This is a genomic window from Demequina activiva (assembly GCF_016862815.1).
Lineage (GTDB): Bacteria > Actinomycetota > Actinomycetes > Actinomycetales > Demequinaceae > Demequina > Demequina activiva.
On sequence record NZ_BONR01000001.1, the window covers coordinates 136,401 to 157,014 of the forward strand.

19 protein-coding genes and 2 tRNA genes are annotated in these 20,614 nt (G+C 70.3%); 11 read left to right on the forward strand and 10 right to left on the reverse strand.

Annotated elements, in window-relative coordinates; all coding sequences use genetic code 11:
• Window positions 1-22 precede the first annotated feature (22 nt).
• Window positions 23-96: transfer RNA gene (locus Dac01nite_RS00675), tRNA-Pro, on the reverse strand.
• Window positions 97-175: 79 nt separating this feature from the next.
• Here Dac01nite_RS00675 and Dac01nite_RS00680 point away from each other — a divergent pair.
• Window positions 176-249, forward strand: a tRNA-Gly gene (locus tag Dac01nite_RS00680).
• Here the strand turns inward: Dac01nite_RS00680 and Dac01nite_RS00685 are convergent.
• The 4 genes from Dac01nite_RS00685 to Dac01nite_RS00700 all read right to left on the reverse strand — a co-directional run bounded on the left by Dac01nite_RS00685 (window position 218) and on the right by Dac01nite_RS00700 (window position 4,046).
• Window positions 218-781, reverse strand: coding sequence for a DUF5317 domain-containing protein (locus tag Dac01nite_RS00685; protein ID WP_203652863.1), 564 nt, complete (start codon window positions 779-781; stop codon window positions 218-220). The two genes, Dac01nite_RS00680 and Dac01nite_RS00685, sit on opposite strands and share 32 nt — an antisense overlap.
• A gap of 3 nt (window positions 782-784) precedes the next feature.
• Window positions 785-2,767 (reverse strand): putative bifunctional diguanylate cyclase/phosphodiesterase, encoded by a 1,983-nt coding sequence (locus tag Dac01nite_RS00690; RefSeq protein ID WP_203652864.1) that lies wholly within the window; start codon window positions 2,765-2,767, stop codon window positions 785-787.
• 386 nt (window positions 2,768-3,153) lie between these two features.
• Window positions 3,154-3,573 (reverse strand): DUF1761 domain-containing protein, encoded by a 420-nt coding sequence (locus tag Dac01nite_RS00695; protein WP_203652865.1) that lies wholly within the window; start codon window positions 3,571-3,573, stop codon window positions 3,154-3,156.
• A gap of 2 nt (window positions 3,574-3,575) precedes the next feature.
• Window positions 3,576-4,046 carry an SRPBCC family protein gene (locus Dac01nite_RS00700; protein WP_203652866.1) on the reverse strand — a complete coding sequence of 157 codons (471 nt, stop codon included), beginning with the start codon at window positions 4,044-4,046 and terminating at the stop codon, window positions 3,576-3,578.
• Between the two features lie 453 nt (window positions 4,047-4,499).
• Here Dac01nite_RS00700 and cysK point away from each other — a divergent pair, with 453 nt between their 5' ends.
• Together cysK and cysE are read left to right on the forward strand one after the other, a co-directional pair.
• A complete protein-coding gene (gene cysK, locus Dac01nite_RS00705; protein ID WP_203652867.1) occupies window positions 4,500-5,435 on the forward strand; it encodes a cysteine synthase A in 936 nt (311 codons plus the stop codon).
• A gap of 28 nt (window positions 5,436-5,463) precedes the next feature.
• Window positions 5,464-6,117, forward strand: a complete 654-nt coding sequence (cysE, locus tag Dac01nite_RS00710; protein WP_203652868.1) for a serine O-acetyltransferase — start codon at window positions 5,464-5,466, stop codon at window positions 6,115-6,117.
• Between the two features lie 278 nt (window positions 6,118-6,395).
• On the opposite strand, the gene Dac01nite_RS00715 is transcribed toward cysE, so the two are convergent.
• Complete coding sequence (locus tag Dac01nite_RS00715; RefSeq protein WP_203652869.1) at window positions 6,396-6,875, reverse strand: Dps family protein; 480 nt, start codon at window positions 6,873-6,875, stop codon at window positions 6,396-6,398.
• A 150-nt stretch (window positions 6,876-7,025) separates the two neighbouring features.
• Between Dac01nite_RS00715 and Dac01nite_RS00720 the strand changes: the two genes are divergently transcribed.
• The 3 genes from Dac01nite_RS00720 to Dac01nite_RS00730 all read left to right on the forward strand — a co-directional run bounded on the left by Dac01nite_RS00720 (window position 7,026) and on the right by Dac01nite_RS00730 (window position 10,189).
• Window positions 7,026-7,526: a CoA-binding protein gene (locus Dac01nite_RS00720; protein WP_203652870.1), complete on the forward strand. Its 501-nt coding sequence runs from the start codon at window positions 7,026-7,028 to the stop codon at window positions 7,524-7,526.
• A gap of 49 nt (window positions 7,527-7,575) precedes the next feature.
• On the forward strand, window positions 7,576-8,835 hold the full coding sequence (locus Dac01nite_RS00725; protein ID WP_203652871.1) for a GNAT family N-acetyltransferase: 1,260 nt from the start codon (window positions 7,576-7,578) through the stop codon (window positions 8,833-8,835).
• A 91-nt stretch (window positions 8,836-8,926) separates the two neighbouring features.
• Window positions 8,927-10,189, forward strand: a complete 1,263-nt coding sequence (locus tag Dac01nite_RS00730) for a GNAT family N-acetyltransferase (protein ID WP_203652872.1) — start codon at window positions 8,927-8,929, stop codon at window positions 10,187-10,189.
• 34 nt (window positions 10,190-10,223) lie between these two features.
• Here the strand turns inward: Dac01nite_RS00730 and Dac01nite_RS00735 are convergent, their stop codons facing one another.
• Complete coding sequence (locus Dac01nite_RS00735) at window positions 10,224-10,673, reverse strand: ribose-5-phosphate isomerase (protein ID WP_203652873.1); 450 nt, start codon at window positions 10,671-10,673, stop codon at window positions 10,224-10,226.
• A gap of 81 nt (window positions 10,674-10,754) precedes the next feature.
• On the opposite strand from Dac01nite_RS00735, the gene Dac01nite_RS00740 reads away from it, so the two are divergent.
• Window positions 10,755-12,692 (forward strand): M13 family metallopeptidase, encoded by a 1,938-nt coding sequence (locus Dac01nite_RS00740; protein WP_203652874.1) that lies wholly within the window; start codon window positions 10,755-10,757, stop codon window positions 12,690-12,692.
• 287 nt (window positions 12,693-12,979) lie between these two features.
• Here the strand turns inward: Dac01nite_RS00740 and Dac01nite_RS00745 are convergent, their stop codons facing one another.
• Entirely contained in the window at window positions 12,980-14,845 is a 1,866-nt protein-coding gene (locus tag Dac01nite_RS00745; RefSeq protein WP_203653718.1) for an ABC transporter ATP-binding protein, read from the reverse strand.
• 148 nt (window positions 14,846-14,993) lie between these two features.
• On the opposite strand from Dac01nite_RS00745, the gene Dac01nite_RS00750 reads away from it, so the two are divergent.
• From Dac01nite_RS00750 to Dac01nite_RS00765, 4 genes are read left to right on the forward strand one after another with little or no spacing between them, the layout of a single operon-like run.
• Window positions 14,994-15,866 carry a CDP-alcohol phosphatidyltransferase family protein gene (locus Dac01nite_RS00750; protein WP_203652875.1) on the forward strand — a complete coding sequence of 291 codons (873 nt, stop codon included), beginning with the start codon at window positions 14,994-14,996 and terminating at the stop codon, window positions 15,864-15,866.
• Window positions 15,867-15,913: 47 nt separating this feature from the next.
• Window positions 15,914-16,405 carry a tRNA (cytidine(34)-2'-O)-methyltransferase gene (locus Dac01nite_RS00755; protein ID WP_203652876.1) on the forward strand — a complete coding sequence of 164 codons (492 nt, stop codon included), beginning with the start codon at window positions 15,914-15,916 and terminating at the stop codon, window positions 16,403-16,405.
• Window positions 16,402-17,121, forward strand: coding sequence for a polyamine aminopropyltransferase (locus Dac01nite_RS00760; protein ID WP_203652877.1), 720 nt, complete (start codon window positions 16,402-16,404; stop codon window positions 17,119-17,121). The genes Dac01nite_RS00755 and Dac01nite_RS00760 overlap by 4 nt, the downstream gene beginning before the upstream one ends.
• Before the next feature lie 53 nt (window positions 17,122-17,174).
• Window positions 17,175-17,792, forward strand: a complete 618-nt coding sequence (locus Dac01nite_RS00765) for a sugar O-acetyltransferase (RefSeq protein ID WP_203652878.1) — start codon at window positions 17,175-17,177, stop codon at window positions 17,790-17,792.
• Window positions 17,793-17,822: 30 nt separating this feature from the next.
• Here the strand turns inward: Dac01nite_RS00765 and Dac01nite_RS00770 are convergent, their stop codons facing one another.
• Together Dac01nite_RS00770 and Dac01nite_RS00775 are read right to left on the reverse strand one after the other, a co-directional pair.
• Window positions 17,823-19,103 carry an MFS transporter gene (locus tag Dac01nite_RS00770; RefSeq protein ID WP_203652879.1) on the reverse strand — a complete coding sequence of 427 codons (1,281 nt, stop codon included), beginning with the start codon at window positions 19,101-19,103 and terminating at the stop codon, window positions 17,823-17,825.
• 90 nt (window positions 19,104-19,193) lie between these two features.
• A complete protein-coding gene (locus Dac01nite_RS00775) occupies window positions 19,194-20,552 on the reverse strand; it encodes an MFS transporter (RefSeq protein WP_203652880.1) in 1,359 nt (452 codons plus the stop codon).
• Window positions 20,553-20,614 lie beyond the last annotated feature (62 nt).

Sequence of the window (20,614 nt, forward strand, 5' to 3'; positions counted from 1 at the left end):
CGCGCCACAGGCGGCCGTCCCGTCGGGGTGACAGGATTTGAACCTGCGACCCTCTGCTCCCAAAGCAGATGCGCTACCAAGCTGCGCTACACCCCGTCCGCACGCGCATCGGCGCGCGCGGTTCCCGACACGTGCCGGGCTCGGCTACTCTAGTACGCGCCGCGCAAGCGGCAGTGCGGGTGTAGCTCAATGGTAGAGCCTCAGTCTTCCAAACTGATTACGCGGGTTCGATTCCCGTCACCCGCTCCACCTTGTCGGAGCGCGAGCGGCCGATGCGCTGCGCACCGTTCCATGCCGCGATCCCCACGCCCACGACGATCAGCACGTCGCCGATGCTGAACGTGTTGGCCAGCGGCAACGGCTCGGGCCACGCGAACCAGTCGCCCAGCCACGGCAGCAGCGGATCCTCGACCACCCCGGCATTGACAAACGCGTGGTCGGCGTCGATGCCTGCCGCCTCCACCGCCGCGGGGCGGGCCGGCAGCACCCCGCCATTGATCGCGATGGTGACGCCGTTGAGCAAGGCCCCGGCACCCACCACCAGCACGCCGGCGACCCTGCGGTTGAGCCACACGAACGCGATCGCCAGCACGTAGGTGCTCACATGCAGGACGGGGGCCCACCCGGACGGGGCGCCGAACTCGATGATGATGATCTGGATGCCCAGCGCCGCCCAGACCAGCACGGGCCAGCGCCACCGCCGCAGCAGCAGCCCCGCAGGCCAGCGGCCCGCCACGAGCGGAGACAGCACGGCGATCAGGCAGAACGCGAGCACCAGCATGGCTCAGCGCTCCGTCGGAAGACGCGCTGGGGCTCGCTCGGACGCGAGCAGCGCGTCGATCTCCTGGGCCTCGACCGGATGGCCCAGGTGGTGGCCCTGGCCGATCACGCGGCCCAGCGCTCGGAGCGCCTCCTCGGTCTCCGCGTCCTCGATGCCCTCGGCGACCACGCGCAGCCCGAGCGCGAGGGCCAGGTCGATGGTGGAGCGCACGATGATGAGGTCGTGGTCGTCGCTGCTGATGTTGCTCACGAAGGACCGGTCCACCTTGAGCTCGTCGATCTCGAGACGCTTGAGGTAGCTCAGCGACGCGTTGCCGGTGCCGTAGTCGTCGATCGCGATCGCGACCCCGAGGGCGCGAACGGCCTTGATCACCACGTCCGCGCGGGCGGGGTCGGACAGGATCCCCGTCTCCGTGACCTCGAGGACCAGCGACGACGCGGGGACCGCATGGCGATCGAGAGCGGCGGAGACCTGCCCCGAGAGCGCGAGATCGGACAGGTGCCGCGCGGAGAGGTTCACCGCGATGCGCACGTCGTGGCCTGCCTGGCGCCACCGCGCCTCCTGCGCGAGCGCGGCGTCGAGCACGTACGCGGTCAAGGGGAAGATCAGCCCGGAGTTCTCCGCGAGCGGCACGAAGTCGTCGGGCGCCACCGCTCCGCGGTCCGGGTGGTCCCACCGCAGCAGCGCCTCCACCGCCACGACGCTGCGGTCCGCCAGGTCGAACTGCGGCTGGTACACCACACGCAGCTGACCGGCGTCGAGCGCCGCGTGCAGATCCGCGAGCAGCTGCAGCCGCTCGACCGTGTTGATGTCGTACTCGGTCGCATAGGTGCTGATCCGGTCGCGCTCCAGCTTCGCGTGGTAGAGCGCGATGTCCGCATTCTTCATCAGCGTCTCGACATCGTCGCCATGCTCAGGCGCGACGGCAAGCCCGGCACTCGCGCGCACCAGCAGCTCGAGGCTCTCGACGTGCAGCGGCTCCTCCAGGGAATGCAGGAGCTCACGCGCCACGCCACCCGCGGCATCGATGTCCGCACACACCACCACGGCGAACTCGTCCCCGCCCAGCCGATGCACGGTGGCGCCGAGCGGAGCGGCTCCCACCAGGCGGTCCGCGACGGTGCGCAGGATCGTGTCGCCCACGGGGTGTCCCAGCGTGTCGTTGAAGTCCTTGAAGTGATCGAGGTCGATCAGCACCAGCGCCGGGCCACAGGCGCGGGTCGACGGCGCGCTGAGCGTGCGCTCGAGGTCCCGGTACAGCTGGCCGCGATTGGCCAGGCCCGTGAGCGAGTCATGGGTCGCGTCGTGCGCGTGTCGCGCCGCCGTGGCGGCGAAGATGTGGGCCGCCACCACGGGCGCGGCGAGCAGCGTCAGCGCCCACACGCCGTCGGCGGCCACGTCCGCGGCGATGCCGCCCACGCTGAGCAGCACGAGGTTGGTGACGATGAAGACCCGGGTGTCGCCGCCCAGGATGCTGCGCAGCGGCACGCCGCTGGACAGCGACACGATGATCGCGACCAGGATCCAGTTGAGGGCGATCATCACGAGGCCGCCCAGCAGCAGCGCGCCCACGTCGCCAGGCGACAGGGGTGTCGCGATGCCGAGCGGCGCGGTGCTGGACAGCTGCGAGAACACGATCGCGGCGCTCGAGATGCTGATCCCGTACTGCGCGGCGTTGAAGAGCGACTTGGGAAGCGGCCGGCGAGCGCGGATGTCATCGACCGCGCTCGCCACCAGCTGCGCGATCAGCGCGACTCCCACGCCCGCGACGGGGATCAGCGCCAGGACGAACGGCGCGGAGGTGGTGAGCGTGCGCGCCTCCGAGTGGGCGGACACGAACCGCACCGGGCGCAGCTCGCCCACCACGGCGGCGACCACGAGGAACAGTGCCGGCCCCACGGACACGGCGGAGGAGAGCTCGGCCCAGGGGGTGAGCACGAGCACCACGGCGACCGCCGCGAAGCCCGTCGCGATGACGGCGGTCAAGTAGAGGGGGATCCGCAGGGACGGTCCGCCGGCCGAAGCCCGCAGACCGCCCCTGCGAGAGCGTGGGGTCAAGCCCACTTCCACCCAGCGCCCACCACGACCGCAGCCGCGACGAGGGTGCTAGCACCGGCCGTCGCACGGACGACTCGGCTGTTGCTCATGATCTTCCACTTGTCCATCGTGTGCTCCCTTGGTGCAGGGACGATGCCCGGGCGGACGGCGTTGCCGCCGCTCCCGAGATACCCCGGTGCGCTGAGAGGAAGCACCGGCGCCATCGTCCTCGGTGGCGTGACCGTCGGGTGACGACCACCCTCCTCATCCTGTCTCACGTCGGGCCGCAATACCAGCACTTTCCGTGTCGGACGGGCCACACGGCGCGCGGGACGCTACAGGAACAGACCGATCAGCAGACCCGAGACGGCGAGCGCGAGGGTGTCGTGCGCGACGTCGATCCACGTCGCGACGAGACCGCGCAGCGCGAAGCCGTCATGGAGGAGATGCGCACCGCCACGCAGCGCCAGGCCCAGCACCGCGCCCGTGCCGGCGGCGGCCCACCAGGAGTCGATCCCCAGCGCCAGAAGCAGCGCCACGAGCACCAGCAGGCCCAGGAGGTTGCCCACGACCATCTGGCCGAAGGCGAGGCCCATGTTGGCCTGCTTCATGTCCTCGTCCGTGAAGCCCACGGCCTTCTGCCACGGCTTGAAGAAGCCCTGCGGGGAGTACCAGAACCAGCCCAGGACGAACGTGGCGACGAAGGCGAGACCGAATCCCAGCCACGGGACGCCGTCGAACGACAGCCACTCCACGCCTACCTCCTCCTCATGGCCTCGGCGGCCTTGGCGATGTCCTCGAGGTCCTGCTTGAGCACCTTCTCCGTGGCCTTCATGCCAGCCTTGCCGAACACCGCCATGGCCAGGCGCTGACCCATGCCTGCATCGGCTGTCTGTGCGGAGAAGTCGATGTGCAGCGTGGTCCCGAGCGAGCTGGGCTCGCAGCGGAACACCGTCGAGTAGCTGGTGCCGCGGGACTCGGCCGCGATCGTCGTCGTGCGGGGAGCGACGGCCTCGGTCACCCACATGTCCTCGGACTCCTCCTTGCCGAACATCCGACGCGTCTCCCGCCACCGGACGCCCACGTCGTAGCCCTCGCCCTCGAGGCGCTCGACCTTCACGATGTTCGTGAGCACCTTGGGCGCGTGGTCGAGGTCGGTGATCACTCGCCACACCGCCTCCGGCTCGGCCATGATCTCTCTCTTCACATGCACTGCTGCAGGCGCCATCACACCCCTCCTTCGACATCGATGTCGTGGGGCTCAGGGTAGTCCTCTCCACGGCTGCGCGTGCGGGAATCGGCTCCCTCCGGCCGAGGCGCGACCGGGTTCGTCCGCGTTCGTCACCTTTCGTGCCCCGGCACCCGGGGCCGGGAGCGACCGCCGTCGCCGAATCTTGCCCCTGCCCGCGCATCGGCGCTACGCTGGCCGAGTCCGCACGGAAAGGTCAGCGAGATGAGCATCGAGAGCCGCGCACGCGCGCCGTTCTCCCCTGCCCCGCTGATGTGCGAGACCTCCTGCATGTGCATCAGCTGCTGCTGTCTGTAGAGCGCTGACGCGCCCCCGGCCGCACGGCCGGCAGCCCGCCAGCGCTCGCCCCGGTATCGAAACCCGATACACCCGTGTTGTTCACCCGGACACGCTCCCGTGCGGGAGCCCCCACCCAGCGAAGGAAAAGGATCCATGGCAAAGATCTACGAGGACGCCACCGCCCTCATCGGCAACACCCCCCTGGTCAAGATCAACGCCCTCACCGAGGGCATCGACGCCACGGTGCTCGGCAAGCTCGAGTTCTACAACCCCGCCAACTCGGTCAAGGACCGCCTGGGCGTCGCGATCGTCGATGCTGCAGAGAAGGACGGCTCGCTGAAGCCCGGCGGCACCATCGTCGAGGCCACCTCCGGCAACACCGGCATCGCGCTCGCGATGGTGGGTGCGGCTCGCGGCTACAAGGTGGTGCTCGCGATGCCGGAGACCATGTCCAAGGAGCGTCGCGCACTGCTGCGCGCGTTCGGCGCCGAGCTCATCCTCACCCCCGGTCCCGCCGGCATGAAGGGCGCCGTCGAGGCCGCCAACGCGATCGCTGAGGAGCGGCCCGGATCGATCCTGGCCCGCCAGTTCGCCAACGAGGCCAACCCGGAGATCCACCGCCGCACCACCGCCGAGGAGATCTGGAACGACACCGACGGCGAGGTCGACATCGTCGTGGCCGGCATCGGAACGGGCGGCACCATCACCGGCGTGGGCGAGGTCCTCAAGGCCCGCAAGCCCTCGATCCAGATCATCGCCGTCGAGCCAGCGGAGTCGCCCATCCTCAACGGCGGCGAGCCCGGCCCGCACAAGATCCAGGGCATCGGTGCGAACTTCGTCCCCGAGGTGCTCAACACCGAGATCTACGACGAGGTCATCGACGTGGACTCCGAGACGTCGGTCGCCACCGCTCGCGCAGCGGCCCGCAAGGAGGGCCTGCTGGTCGGCATCTCCTCCGGCGCGGCGATCCACGCGGCGATCCAGGTGGCCAAGCGCCCCGAGAACGCCGGCAAGACCATCGTCACGATCATCCCGTCCTTCGGCGAGCGCTACCTGTCGTCGGTGCTCTACGCCGACCTGATGGACTGATCCGCCCACCACGAGAGGCCGTCCCCGCATGACTGACCGCAAGGGTCCGCTCGCTCTGGCGATCGAGGACATCAACACCGCGATGCACCGCGACCCCGCGGCGCGCTCGCGGCTGGTGATCGCCCTGTCGTACCAGGGCGTCCACGCCATGTGGCACCACCGAGTGGCGCACTGGCTGTGGACCCATGGGCTCAAGTCCTACGGACGTCTCTGGTCGCAGTACGCACGTCGCCAGACCGGGATCGAGATCCACCCCGGCGCGACCATCGGCCGGCGCGTGTTCATCGACCACGGCATGGGCGTCGTCATCGGCGAGACCGCGGTGATCGGCAACGACGTGCTGATGTTCAACGGCATCAACCTGGGCGGCGTCACGATGAGCCCCGGGAAGCGTCACCCCACCGTGGGCGACCGCGTGGTGATCGGCGCCGGCGCCAAGGTGCTCGGGCCGGTGCACATCGGAAGCGATGCGCGCATCGGCGCCAACGCCGTGGTGGTGAAGGACATCCCCGACGGCGCGACCGCGGTGGGGATTCCCGCCAAGGTGCGGGACCACCCGAACGAGCGCGAGGCCGGCACCGCCGCATCCGCCGTCGACGCCGGCGACTCGCACCGTCACCCGGACCTCGACGCGGCACCTCAGGAGCTGGAGCAGCGCGAGCCCGCGATGTACTGGATCTGACCCGCACCGCGCCCCACCCGGGAAGCAGCGATGGGCCCGGCACCTCACGGTGCCGGGCCCATCGGCGTCACGGACCGGAGACCGGTCCCACACGAAGTGCGACCCCCGCCGGGGGGGTGGCGGGGGTCGCGGCCCCACGAAGGGGGCGGGTCCCAGGGGGGTGGGACACTTCGGACCGCGGGCTGGCTCCACGAGGGATCCGTGCCTCGGCGGTCACTGCTTCAAGGATACCTTCTCGCTGTGACGGCCATGACCGCCGCGCCGGAGCCCAGCGCCGGTCAGGAGGCGAAGGCGCGCAGCATCCACGCGCTCTCCTCGTGGAAGTCGAGGCGTGCGTTGTACAGGTCCGCAGTGGCGCCGTCACCTGCCTCGTCGGCCGCCACCGACAGCGGGCGAATGGTCGCGGCGATCGACTCGTGGTCGCGCTGCAGGATGCGCACCATCTCGAGTGCGTCGTCCGTGGGCTCGTGGTCCTTGAGGCTCGACAGCTCGAGCATCTCCGCCATCGACCCGGGCGCGGTGTCACCGAGGGCACGCATGCGCTCCGCGAGGTCGTCGGAGGCGGCGAACAGGGCGTTGTACTGCTCCTCGAACATCAGGTGCAGGGAGCGGAAGTGCGGGCCCGTGACGTTCCAGTGGTAGCCGTGCGTCTTGAGGTACAGCGTGAACGTGTCCGCCAGCACCTTCGCGAGGCCGGAGTTGATCTCCTTGAGATCCGTGTCCTCGATGCCGATCTGCGGCGACTCGTTGCTCGTCATGATGGGAGGCTCCTGTTCTTCTCGGGATCCATCGACGGCTGTGTCAACCGGAGCGACCGCACGGTCATTCCCGCCGGACGGCGCTGGTGCGCGCTCGGCTCTCCACGGCCGATTTCTGGAATATTCGGCGCGGCGGTACGTTCCGAAGGTATGAGCATCGAGATGCCAGGAGACCTGTCCGGCGAGGTCTGCCCCGCCCCCTCCGCGTCGCACCTGCCGGGAGACGACGCGCTGGTCGAGCTGTTGACCCGGGCACGCTCGGTGGCCGTGGTGGGAGCGTCGCCCAGCGACCACCGCACCTCCTACGCGATCGCGACCTGGCTGATGAACCGCACGCCGTTCGAGATCTACCTCGTGAACCCTATGGCCGAGGGGCAGGAGATCCGCGGGCACGGCTTCTACGACTCTCTTGACGACCTTCCCGTGGTCCCCGACATCGTCGACGTGTTCCGACGCTCGGAGCACGTCCCGCCCGTCGCCGACGAGGCCATCGACGTGGGCGCGGCCGCGCTGTGGCTGCAGCTGGGCGTGGTCGACGAGGAGTCCGCCGCCCGCGCCCGCGCGGCCGGCATGGATGTGATCCAGAACCACTGCATCAAGGTCGAGTACGAGCGGCTGCGGGCGCGCATCGACGAGGCGCGCGCGGCCTGACGCCGCGTCCACCGCGCGCGCCGCACCGCGGCGGTGCGAGAATCGTGGCGTGACCATTCCCGACGGCTATCGCCTCGTCTCCCCTGCTCGCGACCGCGCCCAGGACCTGCTCCACGTCGCGGGCTTCGCGTTCGCGTTCACGGTGCCTGCCAAGGACGCGCAGTTCATCGACCGCATCATCCCGTTCGATCGCGCACGCGCCGTCGAGGTGACGGACTCGGCCCGTGGCCCAGCAGGCTCCCTCGCCGCGGTCCACGCGTCGTTCCCGTTCACCACCTGCGTCCCGGGCGGTCGTACCGTCCCCACCGCCGGGCTCACCTGGGTCGCGGTCCACCAGGGGCACCGTCGACGCGGTCTGCTGCGCGCGATGATGACCGACCACTTCTCGCGCTCGCTGGCGCGTGGCGAGGTGATCTCCACCCTGTATGCCGCGGAGACCCCCATCTACCAGCGCTTCGGATACGGCCTCGCGGCGCCCGCGCTGCGCATGGAGCTGTCCCGGGGCGCGCAGCTGCGGGACGTCCCCGGCTCGGACGCGCTCACGGTGACTCTCGACTCAGCCGACGCCGAGCGTGACGCGGAGGTGGTGCGCACCGTGCAGTCGCGCATGACCCGGCCCGGCACCACCACGACGCTCACCGACGAGTACGTCGCGGACCTGTTCCTCGACCTGGAGCACGAGCGCGAGGGTGCGGAGGAGCTCAGGATCCTCACCATCCGCGACGGCGATGCGCCCGTGGCCTACGCGCTGTTCCAGCGCAAGGAGTCCTGGAACGACGCGGGCGCCGACGGCAAGGTGCGGGTGCGGTGCTGGGCGGCGCTCGACGCGGCAGCGTCCCACCGGCTGTGGTCCGTGCTCGTGGACTTCGACCTGATGTCAGCGACCCAGGCGGACAAGTTCGCCCACGATGACCCCCTGGTGCACCTGCTGAAGGAGCCGCGCGGAGCGAAGATGGGCTCCTACGACAACCTCTGGCTGCGCATCCTCGACGTCAAGGGTGCGCTCGAGGGACGCGGATGGTCGACGGACTGCGATGTGACCGTCGCCGTCGAGGACTCCGTGCTGCCGGACAACGCGGGCACGTGGCGCATCCGCGCGGTGGACGGCGCTGCCACCGTGGACCGCAGCGACGACGACCCCGAGGTCACCGTGGGGATCCAGGACCTCGGCGCGACCTACCTGGGCGGCCCCACGCTCGCGGCGCTCGCCGCGGCGGGACTCGTGACCGAGCACCGCGTGGGCGCGGTGCAGGCTCTGTCGCGCGCGCTCAGCTCGGACGTGAAGCCGGTCGCCAATCTCAACTTCTGACGCGGTGCGCACCCGCGCATCGGCCGCATTCCACCGTGTGGCGACGTGCACAAGGTTTGGTCATCGTCAAGAAACCTGAAAGTCTGGACACATGAAGAAGGCAGAGGGTTACCAGTCCATCTCCGTTCCCGAGGGCCGTCTGGACGAGTTCTTCCAGGTAGTGCAGTGGGCCTTCGTGGGCGAGTGGCTCATCGAGGACCGCCAGGACTACATCGATGCACTGCCCACCGAGCGAGCCCGAGGGCTCGAGGTCACGGACGAGCGCCGCGGTGAGGTGGGAGAGATCGCCGCCGTCCACGCGAGCTTCGGCACGGAGATGATCACGCCCGGCGGCAGGCGGGTGCCCACCGCCGGTCTGTCGTGGCTGGGCGTCCACCCGTCTCACCGCCGGCGCGGCCTGATGACCGAGATGATGCACGACCACTTCCGCCGCTGCATCGAGCGCGGCGAGGCCGTGAGCGCGCTGTACGCGATGGAGGCGGAGATCTACGCGCGGTTCGGATACGGCATGGGCTCGCAGACGGTCAAGGCGTCGATCCCGCGCGGCCCGCGCATGTGGAAGGTCGAGGGCGCGGACGAGCTCACGGTGCGCCTCGAGCGCGCCGACTTCGCTGCGCACGACCAGCTGGTCGCCGACCTGCAGGCGAAGCTCACCCGTCCCGGCACCATCCTGAACCCCGTGGGATCGGGCAGGAACGCACGCTTCACCGACCCGGTGGGCAACCGCCACGGCTACGAGAAGTGGCGCCTCGCGATCGTCGAGGACCGCGGCGAGCCCGTCGCCTACGCCTTCTTCCGCCGCAAGCCGGACTCCGAGCTCGGCATCCACGACGGCGTGTGCCAGGTGCGCGAGCACGGATCGCTCACCCCGGCGGCCTCGCAGCGCCTGTGGCAGACCCTCACGGACTTCGACCTCGTGGGCACCACGCACACGGAGAACCTGGCGACCGACGACCCGCTGCTGTACCAGCTCAAGGACGCCCGCGGCGCTCGGTCCAAAGTGATCGACAACCTGTGGATCCGCCTGCTCGACGTGCCCACCGCGCTGCAGTCCCGGGAGTACTTCCACGACTGCGACGTGACCTTCTCCCTCACCGACAAGCACGTTCCCGACAACGCGGGCACGTGGCGCATCGTCGTGGACGGGGCCGATGCCACGGTCACCCGCGCGGAGGGAGCGACGGCGGACCTCGAGATGGACGTGCGCGACCTCGCCACGGTCTACCTGGGCGGCACCAGCCTCGAGTCGCTGACCGCCGCGGGGCTCATCCGCGAGAACGCGCCCGGCCAGGCACGCGAGCTTGCCGTCGCGATGATGTCTCCCGTCGCGCCGCTGACCAACTGGGACTTCTAGCCTCGCCGGCTCTCAGCGGCTGCCGGGCGCGGCGTCAGCGCTGCTGCTCGTAGCGCGTCATCTCGTCGATGCGGCGCTGGTGACGCTCGTCACCGCTGAAGGGCTCGCTCACGAACGCATCGGCGATCGCCGCTGCCTCGTCGAGCGAGTGCATCCGGGCACCGATGGAGCCCACCTGAGCGTCGTTGTGCTGGCGTGCCAGGCGCGCCGTCTCCTCGGACCAGATGAGCGCCGCGCGGATGCCGGTCACCCGGTTCGCCGCGAGCTGCTCCCCATTGCCGGAGCCGCCGATGACGATGCCCAGCGTGTCCGACTGCGCCCGGACCGCCTCCGCGGCGGCGATGCAGAACGACGGGTAGTCGTCCTGAGCGTCGTACTCGTGGGCCCCGTGGTCCACGACCTCGTGCCCGCCCTCCCCCAGGTGGGCCTTGAGGTGCTCCTTGAGCTCGTATCCGGCGTGATCGGCGGCGATGTGGATGCGCATGGCCCCATCCTGCCAGCACCCGGCGCACGCCGTGAGCGAAACTGCCGGGAGGCATGCACGGCCCGCCCTAGGGTGGTGGGCATGGCATCGCATTCAGGCATCGACCGGTCCGAGTTCTCCCCCACCGTGCGCCCCGGCGACGACTTCTTCCGCTACGTGAGCGGGCCGTGGGAGGAGTCCCACGTGATCCCCGACGACCGCGCCGCGGACGGCAGCTTCTACACCTTGCGCGACGAGGCGGAGAAGCACACCCGCGCGATCATCGAGGCCGCGGACCCCGACTCCCAGATCGGGGCCCTGTACCGCAGCTTCATGGACGTCGACCGCGTGGACGCGCTCGGGACGCAGCCGCTGGCCGAGGATCTGGACCTCATCGCGAGCGCCCAGGACCACTCGGCGCTCGCCGCGGCGATGGGCGCGCTGCAGCGCACCGGCGTGAGCGGCACCGTGGGCTACTACGTGTTCGCGGACAAGAACAACCCTGACGCCAACGTCGTCTACCTCGCCCAGTACGGCCTGGGGCTGCCGGACGAGGCGTACTACCGCGAGGAGTCGCACGCGGACACCCGCGCCAAGTACGTCGAGCACGTGGACCGCATGGCGGCGCTGACCGGAGTGCCGTTCTCCGGCGCCTCCATCCTGGCGCTCGAGACCGCGCTCGCTCAGCACCACTGGGACGTCGTGAAGACGCGCGAGGCGGAGCTCACCCACAACCCCACCACGCTCGCGCGCCTGGCCGCGGACGCCCCCGGCTTCGACTGGCGCACGTGGGCGGACGCGATCCACCTCCCGGAGGCGGCGGAGGACCTGCTGATCGCGGGCGAGCCCAGCTACTTCGAGGCGTTCTCCGCGCTGTGGCCTCAGACCTCGGTCGAGGACTGGCAGGAGTACTTGCGCTGGCGCGTGGTCAACAGCCGCGCCCCGTACCTCACCGAGGAGATCTCGAAGGCCAACTTCTCGTTCTACGGAACTGTGCTGTCCGGCGCCGTCGAGCAGCGCGATCGGTGGAAGCGCGGGGTGGGCTTCGTGGAGTCGGTGGCCGGCGAGCTGGTGGGCCAGGAGTACGTGAAGGAGCACTTCCCGCCCGACTACAAGGAGCAGATGGATCGCCTGGTCGCGAACCTCATCGAGGCCTACCGGGTGTCGATCGACGCCCTCCCCTGGATGACTCCCGCCACCCGTCAGCGAGCGCTCGACAAGCTCGCGCAGTTCACGCCCAAGATCGGCTACCCCGAGAAGTGGCGCGACTACAGCGGCCTCGAGGTCTCCGCGGAGGACCTGGTGGGCAACGTCCGTGCCGCATCGGCCTTCGAGGAGGACTGGGAGTGGTCCAAGATCGGCAGGCCGGTGGACCGCACCGAGTGGCTCATGACGCCCCAGACGGTCAACGCCTACTACCTGCCCATGGCCAACGAGATCGTGTTCCCCGCGGCGATCCTGCAGCCGCCGTTCTTCCACCCGGAGGCGGACAACGCGGTCAACTATGGCGGCATCGGCTCCGTCATCGGCCACGAGATCGGTCACGGCTTCGACGATCAGGGCTCGAAGTACAACGGCACGGGTGCGCTCGAGGACTGGTGGACCGAGGAGGACCGCGCGGCGTTCATGGAGCGCGCCAACGCCCTCATCGCCCAGTACGACGGCTACTCGCCCCGCCAGCTCGACGGTTCGCACCACGTCAACGGCGCGCTCACCGTGGGAGAGAACATCGGCGACCTCGCCGGCGTCGAGATCGCACTCAAGGCCTACGAGATCGCGCTGGGCCACCCGATCGCGGAGGCGCCCGAGGTGGACGGCCTCACCGCGACGCAGCGCTTCTTCATCGGCTACGCCCTCACCGAGCGCATGAAGACGCGCTCCGAGGCGCTCATCACCCGCTTGTCGACGGACCCGCACTCCCCCAGCGAGTTCCGCGTCAACGGCATCGTGCGCAACATGGACGCGTGGTACGACGCGTTCGAGGTCACCGAGGGCGACGAGCTGTGGCTGGCCCCGCAGGAGCGCGTCAGCATCTGGTGACGACCGATGCGCGGGCGCGGCGCCCGCGCGGGGCCCGGCATCCGAGGGGTTACAGTGGGCTCAGGCGCCGCGGTGGCGCTGTCCCCGAAAGCGAGGAGGCATCTATGGCTGAGAAGCAGAGCATCGACCTGATCGACAAGGACGCGCAGGCGACCGTCGAGAATGCTGGCGGATGCTGCGGAGGCAGCTGCGGCTGCGGTCAGTAGTCGACCACACCGTTTCGAGACAGAGGGCGGGATCGGGCTCAGGCCCGGTCCCGCCCTTCTGCGTCCGTCACCGGGGTGCGGTCAGTCCCGCTGCTCGGCGGCGAGCCGTGCGTACAGCCCGCCCGCGGCGATCAGCTCCGCCGCCGTCCCCGACTCCACGATCCGCCCCCCGTCGACCACGTGGATCACGTCCGCGTCCGCGATGGTGGAGAGCCGATGCGCCACCACCAGGGTGGTGCGACCCTGGGCGGCACGGTCCAGGGCCGCCTGCACCACGCGCTCGCTGACCGTGTCCAGCGCGCTCGTGGCCTCGTCCAGCAGCAGCACCGGCGGGTCCTTGAGCAGCACCCGAGCGATCGCGATGCGCTGCTTCTCGCCGCCGGACAGCCGGTACCCGCGCTCTCCCACCACCGTGTCGTAGCCGTCCTCGAAGCGCTCGATCTGCTCGTGGATGTTGGCGGCGCGGCAGGCATCGACCAGCTCCGCATCGGTGGCGTCCGGACGGGCGTAGCGCAGGTTCTCCGCGATCGAGGCGTGGAACAGGTAGGTCTCCTGGCTCACGACCCCGACGCGCTCGACGATGGACTCGTGGGTCAGGTCGCGCACGTCGGCGCCCGCGAACAGCACCTGGCCCCCGCTGGCCTCGTGCAGCCGGGCCGCGAGGTACACCACGGTGGTCTTGCCAGCGCCGGATGGGCCCACGAACGCGACGGTCGTGCCTGGCTGCGCGGTGAAGCTCACGCCGTCCAGGGTGGGCGTGCCGTCGGCGCGCGCGTCCGGATAGCGGAAGGTCACGTCACGGAACTCGATCGCGCCCATCGGTCCGGGCGCGTCCGCGGCGTCCATGGCCCCGGGCGCGTCCACGATGGCGGGCTCCAGGTCCACGTACTCGAAGATCCGGGCGAACAGCGCGCGCGAGGTCTGCACCTCGAGCGCCACCCGCATGAGCGCCATGAGCGGGAAGAGCAGCCGCGCCTGGATGGCGGTGAACGCGACCACCGTGCCTGCGGTGATGGTGGGCTCGACGCCCTGGTCGCTCGCGCGAGCGATCAGCACTCCTGCGACGAGGTAGATGACGGCGGGGACGGAGCTCATGATCACCGTCACCAGGCCAAAGAACCACTGCCCCGACATCGACAGCCGCACCTGCAGGTCCACCTGGTTGTCGTTCTCCGCGCCGTAGCGCTGCGACTCGAGTCGCTGCCGGTTGTAGACCTTGGACAGGAGGATCCCGCTCACGGACAGCGTCTCCTGCGTGATGGCCGTCATCTCGGACAGCGACTCCTGAGTCCGGGAGGCGAGGCGTGCCCGCACCTGGCCCACGCGGCGCTGGACCAGCACCAGCACCGGCATCAGCACCACCGCCACCAGGGTGAGCCGCCAGTCCAGCAGGATCATCGCCACCAGCGAGGCGAGCACCGTCACCGAGTTGCCGACGATGCTCGACACGAAGGTGGTGAGCACGCCGCTGACGCCGCCCACGTCGTTCTGCAGGCGCGACTGGATCACGCCGGTCTTGGTGCGCGTGAAGAAGGCCAGGTCCATCGACTGCAGGGTGTCGAACAGCCGCGTGCGCAGGTCCCCGGTGACCTTGTTGCCCACGGAGGCCGTCACGTAGGTCTGCCACACACCCAGAGCCGCGGTGGCCAGGAAGATGCCGATCGCGAGCGCCACCAGCTCGACCAGCAACGCGAGCTCGGGCGCACCGCCGTCCTGGGGGAACAGCGCGTCGTCGAAGATGCGCTCGACGATCAGCGGGGGGATCACGCCGGCCGATGCGGTGATCACCACCAGCACCGCCGTCAGGATCAGCTGCGGTCGGTAGGGGCGAAACAGCGCGGCGACGCGGCTCCACAGGTGCGGGATCACCGGGGCCTCGGCGTTCACCGCTCGTTGAGCGGCCTCGTCCCTGCCTGCCGCCCCGCGTCCGTGCCCGGGCCCTCCCATGGCTGCGCGGCGCGATCCGGCAGGGGCGGGCAGAGTCATGTCGTCAGAGTAGACCGGCGCGGCGACGTGCCTGCCGCGCTGCGGGGTTGGGCAACATTTGGCTGACGACCCCCTGAACACTTGGTGAACGGCTTGGTAGACTCGTGAGGTGGCCATTCATACGCCGGTGCATGACAGCGGGCACCTCCTGGGCGAGGGAGCCCGGCGTCTGCGCGCGCGCAAGCCTCAGCACACGGGTGACGCGGTGCCGTCCGTGGAGACCATCCGTCGGGTGGGCCAGCCCCAGACCATTCGCGGGCGGGCCACCGCCGAGCACTGGAGCGCGCAGCTGTACTGGCGCCGCGTGTCGCCCTACCTGACGCAGCGCTTCCTGGCCATGGGACTGAGCGCGGACACCGTCACGGTGGGCGTGATCGTCACGGGGTGGATGGCGGCTCTGGCCCTGTTCATCCCCAGCATCGCCGGCCCGCTCCTCGCCGCCGTGTTCGCACAGCTGCAGATGCTGGTGGACGCCTCGGACGGCGAGGTCGCTCGCGTGCGCGGCACCTCGGGACCCCGGGGCGTGTTCCTGGACAAGATCGCGCACTACACCACCGAGGGCGGCATCCCGATCGCGCTGGGCGCCTCGCTCGCGATCACCATGGGCGACCCCCTGCCCCTCGCGCTCGGCGCGCTGCTGGGCTCCATGGTGCTCATGAACAAGGTCCTCAACGACGCCGTGCACGTTGCGCGCAGCAAGTCCGGCATGAAGAGCGTGCCGGACTCCGTCGAGGCGCGAGAGATCTCGCGACCGCTCCTGCGCCTGGCGCGCCAGGCCTTCAACGTGATCCCGCTGCACCGCATCTACCACTCGGTGGAGATGACGCAGGTGATCCTGGTCGCCGCCATCGTGCAGGCACTCGTGGACGCGCCCGTGCTGTGGTGGACGCTCATCGCACTGGTCATCGTCACCCCGCTGGTGCTCGCCGGACACTTCGTGGCGATCCTGGCGTCACCCAAGCTGCGCCCGGCCGCGCACTGACGCTGCCGCGCACCTCACGCCCCGGTGGGGCCTGGGAGGATGGGCCCATGTCCGCCGCCCCGCACATCGCCTACTACGAGCCTCGCATCCCCGAGAACACCGGTGCCGCCATCCGGCTGTCCGCGGTCACCGGCTCCCACCTGCACCTGATCGAGCCCTTGGGATTCGACCTGTCCGAGCCCAAGCTGCGTCGCGCCGGACTGGACTATCACGACCTCGCCACGGTCACGGTGCACCCCTCGTTCGACGCCTTCCTGGGCGCGCTCCCCGGCGCGCGCGTCTTCGCGTTCACGGCCCATGCGAGCACCGTCTACACGGACATCGAGTACCAGCCGGACGATGTGCTGCTCTTCGGGCCCGAGCCCACGGGCCTGCCCGAGGAGGCCATGGCTCACGCGCGCATCACGGATCGTGTCCGCATCCCCATGCTCGCGGGACGTCGCTCGCTCAACCTGTCGAACGCCTCCGCGCTCACCATCTACGAGGCGTGGCGCCAGGCAGGGTTCGACGGCGCCGACGGATCGCAGGCGACGCCGTGAGCGCGCGCTTCGAGGAGCTGGGCTGGGGCGACACCCCCATCGGCGAGGTGAGCCTGCGACGCCGCCTGGATCCCGTCACCGGCGAGGACGTGTTCGAGGTCAAGCTGGGCGACGAATGGCTGATGTCCAGCCAGTTCACGGTGGCCGAGCGCGAGCTCGCGCATCGGGCGCTGGCGCGGCTCGATCGCGATGGCCTCTCCGTCGCCGTGGGCGGACTGGGTCTGGGCTTCACCGCTGTCGCGGCGCTGCAGGACATCCGGGTCGCGCGACTCGACGTGGTCGAGCTGCTGGCGCCCGTCATCGAGTGGCACGAGCAGGCACTGGTGCCGCTGGGAGAGGTCATGACGGCCGATGCGCGGTGCCGGTTCGTGCAGGGGGACTTCTTCGCACTGTCGTACGAGGGCGGGTACGACCCGTCGGATCCGAGTCGACGCTATGACGCCGTGCTGCTCGACATCGACCACTCCCCGCGTCACGTGCTCGACGACGGCAGCGCAGGGTTCTACGGCCTGGAGGGCATGCGCGCGGTGGCGTCACGCCTCGCACCAGGGGGCGTCTACGGCATGTGGTCCAACGACCCGCCGGATTCCGAGTACGTCGACATCCTTGGCACCGTCTTCGATGACGTGGCGGCCGAGGTCGTCACGTTCCCCAACCCTCTCCAGGGGCGTGAGGCGACGGCGACCATCTACCTGGGCGTCACTCCCACCGGTTGACGAGCGCGCATCGTCCCTGCTTGCTAGCCTCGAGCGAGTCGAGGGGAGACGCGATGACGGACGTCGAGGCCACCTGGGAGGACGAGTCTGGCCTGGTCACGGACAGCGACCAGCGCACTCACGAGCAAAGGCGCGCCGACGGCGACCCGTTCTGGGGACCCGATCCCGCCCTGCTCGCACGCCAGGCGCGCGCTCAGCGTCTGCTCGCCGAGTACACCGCCGCCCTCGCCCAGGGGATCCCCGCGGCGATCGCCGTCCTTCGTGAGCTGTTCGCCGCGTTCGGCGACGGCTCGTTCGTGGTCCCCGGGCTGCGCGTGACCTACGGCGACAACGTGCGCATCGGCTCACAGTGCCTCGTCAACATGGAGTGCATGCTGATCGACGACGGCCCGATCACGATCGGTGATCACGTGCTCCTGGCCCCGCGTGTCCAGATCATCACCGGCGGCCACGAGCTCGACCACCGGTCGCGCCGACGCAAGATCACGACCGTCGCGCCGGTGGAGGTCCACGACGACGCGTGGATCGGCGCGGGCGCCATCGTGCTTCCGGGCGTGACCGTGGGGGCTCGCGCCGTGGTCGGCGCCGGATCGGTGGTCACCAAGGACGTCCCGGCGGGCGTGGTCGCGGCCGGGAACCCGTGCCGCGTGCTGCGTCCCGTGGACGCCTGACGAGTCCCCGCTGGCAGCGACCCGCTCACCTCACGGGCGGCTCGCGGGAGAGGCAGTCACGCTCATGTCGAGCTCGACGTCGCCGTTCTCTCGCGCGTCGGACGTGGTCGCCACCTGATCCCTGCGAGTCACCGCCCACCCTGCGAGCGCGCACAGCACACCGGGCACCACCAGGGCGAGCCCCACCCACGTGGGCGCCAGGTAGCCCCACCCTGCGCCGATGACCGCGCCACCCAGGAACGCGCCCAACGAGTTGCCCATGTTGAGCGCGGAGTGGTTGACGGCTGCCGCCATGGTCTGGGCGTCGCCTGCGACGTCCATCAGGCGGGTCTGGATCGCCGGCGAGATCGCGGACGCCGCGAGACCCACCAGGAACAGCCCTGCCAGCAGGCCGGGAAGCGTCGAGGCCAGGAGAGCCAGCGCGAGCAGCGAAGCAGCGAGGGCGCCAAAGAGGATGAAGATCGCTCGCAAGGCGCCGCGGTCCGCGAGCCGGCCACCAATGATGTTGCCGATCGCCGTGCCGATGCCCAGCACGATGAGCGCGATGGGCACGAACCGTTCGGGCGCACCGGCGATCTCCGTGGCGAGCGGTGACACGTAGGTGTAGACGGCGAAGAGCCCGCCGAAGCCTAGCGCGCCCGTGAGCAGCGCGAACCACACCGCAGGGCGGCGGAAGGCGCCGAGCTCGCGACGCATCGTCGCCTCGGGGTCTCCTGGCATGGCGGGGACGGCCGCCACGATCGCCAGGGCGCACAGCACGAACACGCCCGCGACGGCGAGGTATCCCACTCGCCACGAGGTCTGCTGGCCCAGCCAGGTGATCGACGGCACCCCGATGACGTTCGCGATGGTCAGCCCCGCGAGCACGTAGGCCACGGCCTGGCCACGCTTGCCGGGGCCCAGCAGACTGGCGGCGACCAGCGCCGCGACCCCGAAGAACGCGCCGTGCGGCAAGGCTGCCAGGAAGCGGAACAGCACGACCGTCTCGAAGCTGGGAGCGAGCGCCGAGGCGACGGATCCGAGGGCGAACGCCACCGTGAGCCACACCAGCAGCGCCTTGCGCGGGAAGCGAGCCGCGGCCGCAGCGATCGTGGGTGCTCCCACGACCACGCCGACCGCGTACGCCGTGATGACGATTCCCGCGCGGGCGATCGCCGCCTCCTGATCGGCCTCCCACAGCGCCGGCATCAGATCGCGCGCGATGTCCGGCAGCAGCCCCATCGCGACGAACTCGGTGGTGCCGATGCCGAACCCACCGAGCGCGAGGGCAAGCAGGGCCAGGCGGGAGCGGGCGGGACTGAGCTGGGGCATGGGGGCCGTTTCGTCGAGGGTGGGCGGGGCTGGCGCTCACCGTCGAGCGATGCCGGCGTCAACGCCGGCCGCGACCATCGTATGCCTGCGCTAGGCCACCGGGTGGCGGTCGTCGTAGTCGCGGAAGGCCGCTCCGGAGCGCGAGCTGCGCACGCGTGTCAGCACGGCGATGAGGCCGATGATCGCGAACCCGCCCAGCAGCGGCGGGCACCACAGCGCAGTCGCGACGGCCAGCGTGCCCGCGTACATGTCTCCCAGGCGCGGCCCGCCCGTGACGACGACGATGAAGATGCCCTGGAGCCGGCCTCGCATCTCGTCGGGAACGGCGCGGATCAGCATGGTCTGGCGGAAGATCGCGCTGGCCTCGTCAGAGGCGCCCATGCCCACCATCGCGAGGCCGCACAGGATCAGCGCAGGCCAGTAGATGCCGCTCCAGCCGGGGCCGGCCTGATGCTCGATCATCCCCATCACGGCCACGGCGAGCCCGAACAGCGCGGCGAAGACGCCGAAGACGGTGATCGCACGGGCGACGGCGACACCGTGCCGGTGGATGCGCGCCACCGGGCCTGAGAACAGGCTCGCGAGGATGGTGCCCGCCGCTCCAGCGGCGGTCAGGGCGCCCACGGTGAGGGACGAGCCGCCGATGATCGTCGCCCCGAGAGCCGGGAAGATCACGTAGGGGCGGCCGAACGTCATGGCGACGATGTCCACCACGAAGCTCATGCGGATGGTGGGGGCGCGCTTGAGGAAGCTCAGCCCCTCCCTCAGCACCGGCCAGCCTGCGACCACCGTGTCCCCCTGTCGTGGCAGCGCCGGCAGCATCCAGATTCCGAGGAAGCCGAACGTGAACAGGAACGCGTCGACGGCGAAGGTCCATGCGAGGCCGATGCTGGCGGCGAGCACTCCGGCCAGCGCCGGCCCGATGGTGAGCGTCGCGCCGAACGCGATGCCGTTGAGCGCCGCGGCACGGGAGATCTGGTCTGCGGGCAGGATGCGGCCCACGAGCGCGCTGCGGGTGGTGCTGGAGATGGTGGCAGCGACAGCGTTGAGGGTCGTGACCACGTAGAAGGGCCACACGGCGGCCCGCGCACCGTCCGCGACGAGCAGGGCGTCCCAGGTCGCGAGCGCCACCAGGCCCAGCGTCGACAGCCACGCCACGATGGACGATGCGATGAGCAGCCTGCGACGGTCGAAGACGTCCGCGAGCATCCCTCCCCACAGTCCCGCGACGATCATGGGGATGAGGGCGAACCCTCCTACGAGCCCCACCGCGAAGCTCGAGCCGGTGATGTCGTAGATCTGCAGGCCCACTGCGACCACGGACATCTGCGCGCCGACGCCGGCGATCGCGCCGCCGAACCACAGGCGTGCGAAGGCTGGGCTCGCGCGCAGTGGGGAGAGGTCGACGAGCCGGCGACGGCGTGGCGCGGTGTCGTCGGTCGGGGTCACCGCGGAAGTCTACGGCCGCGCCGGCCATCCCCCGTCGGTGCTGTCGCATCGGCTGTCCACAG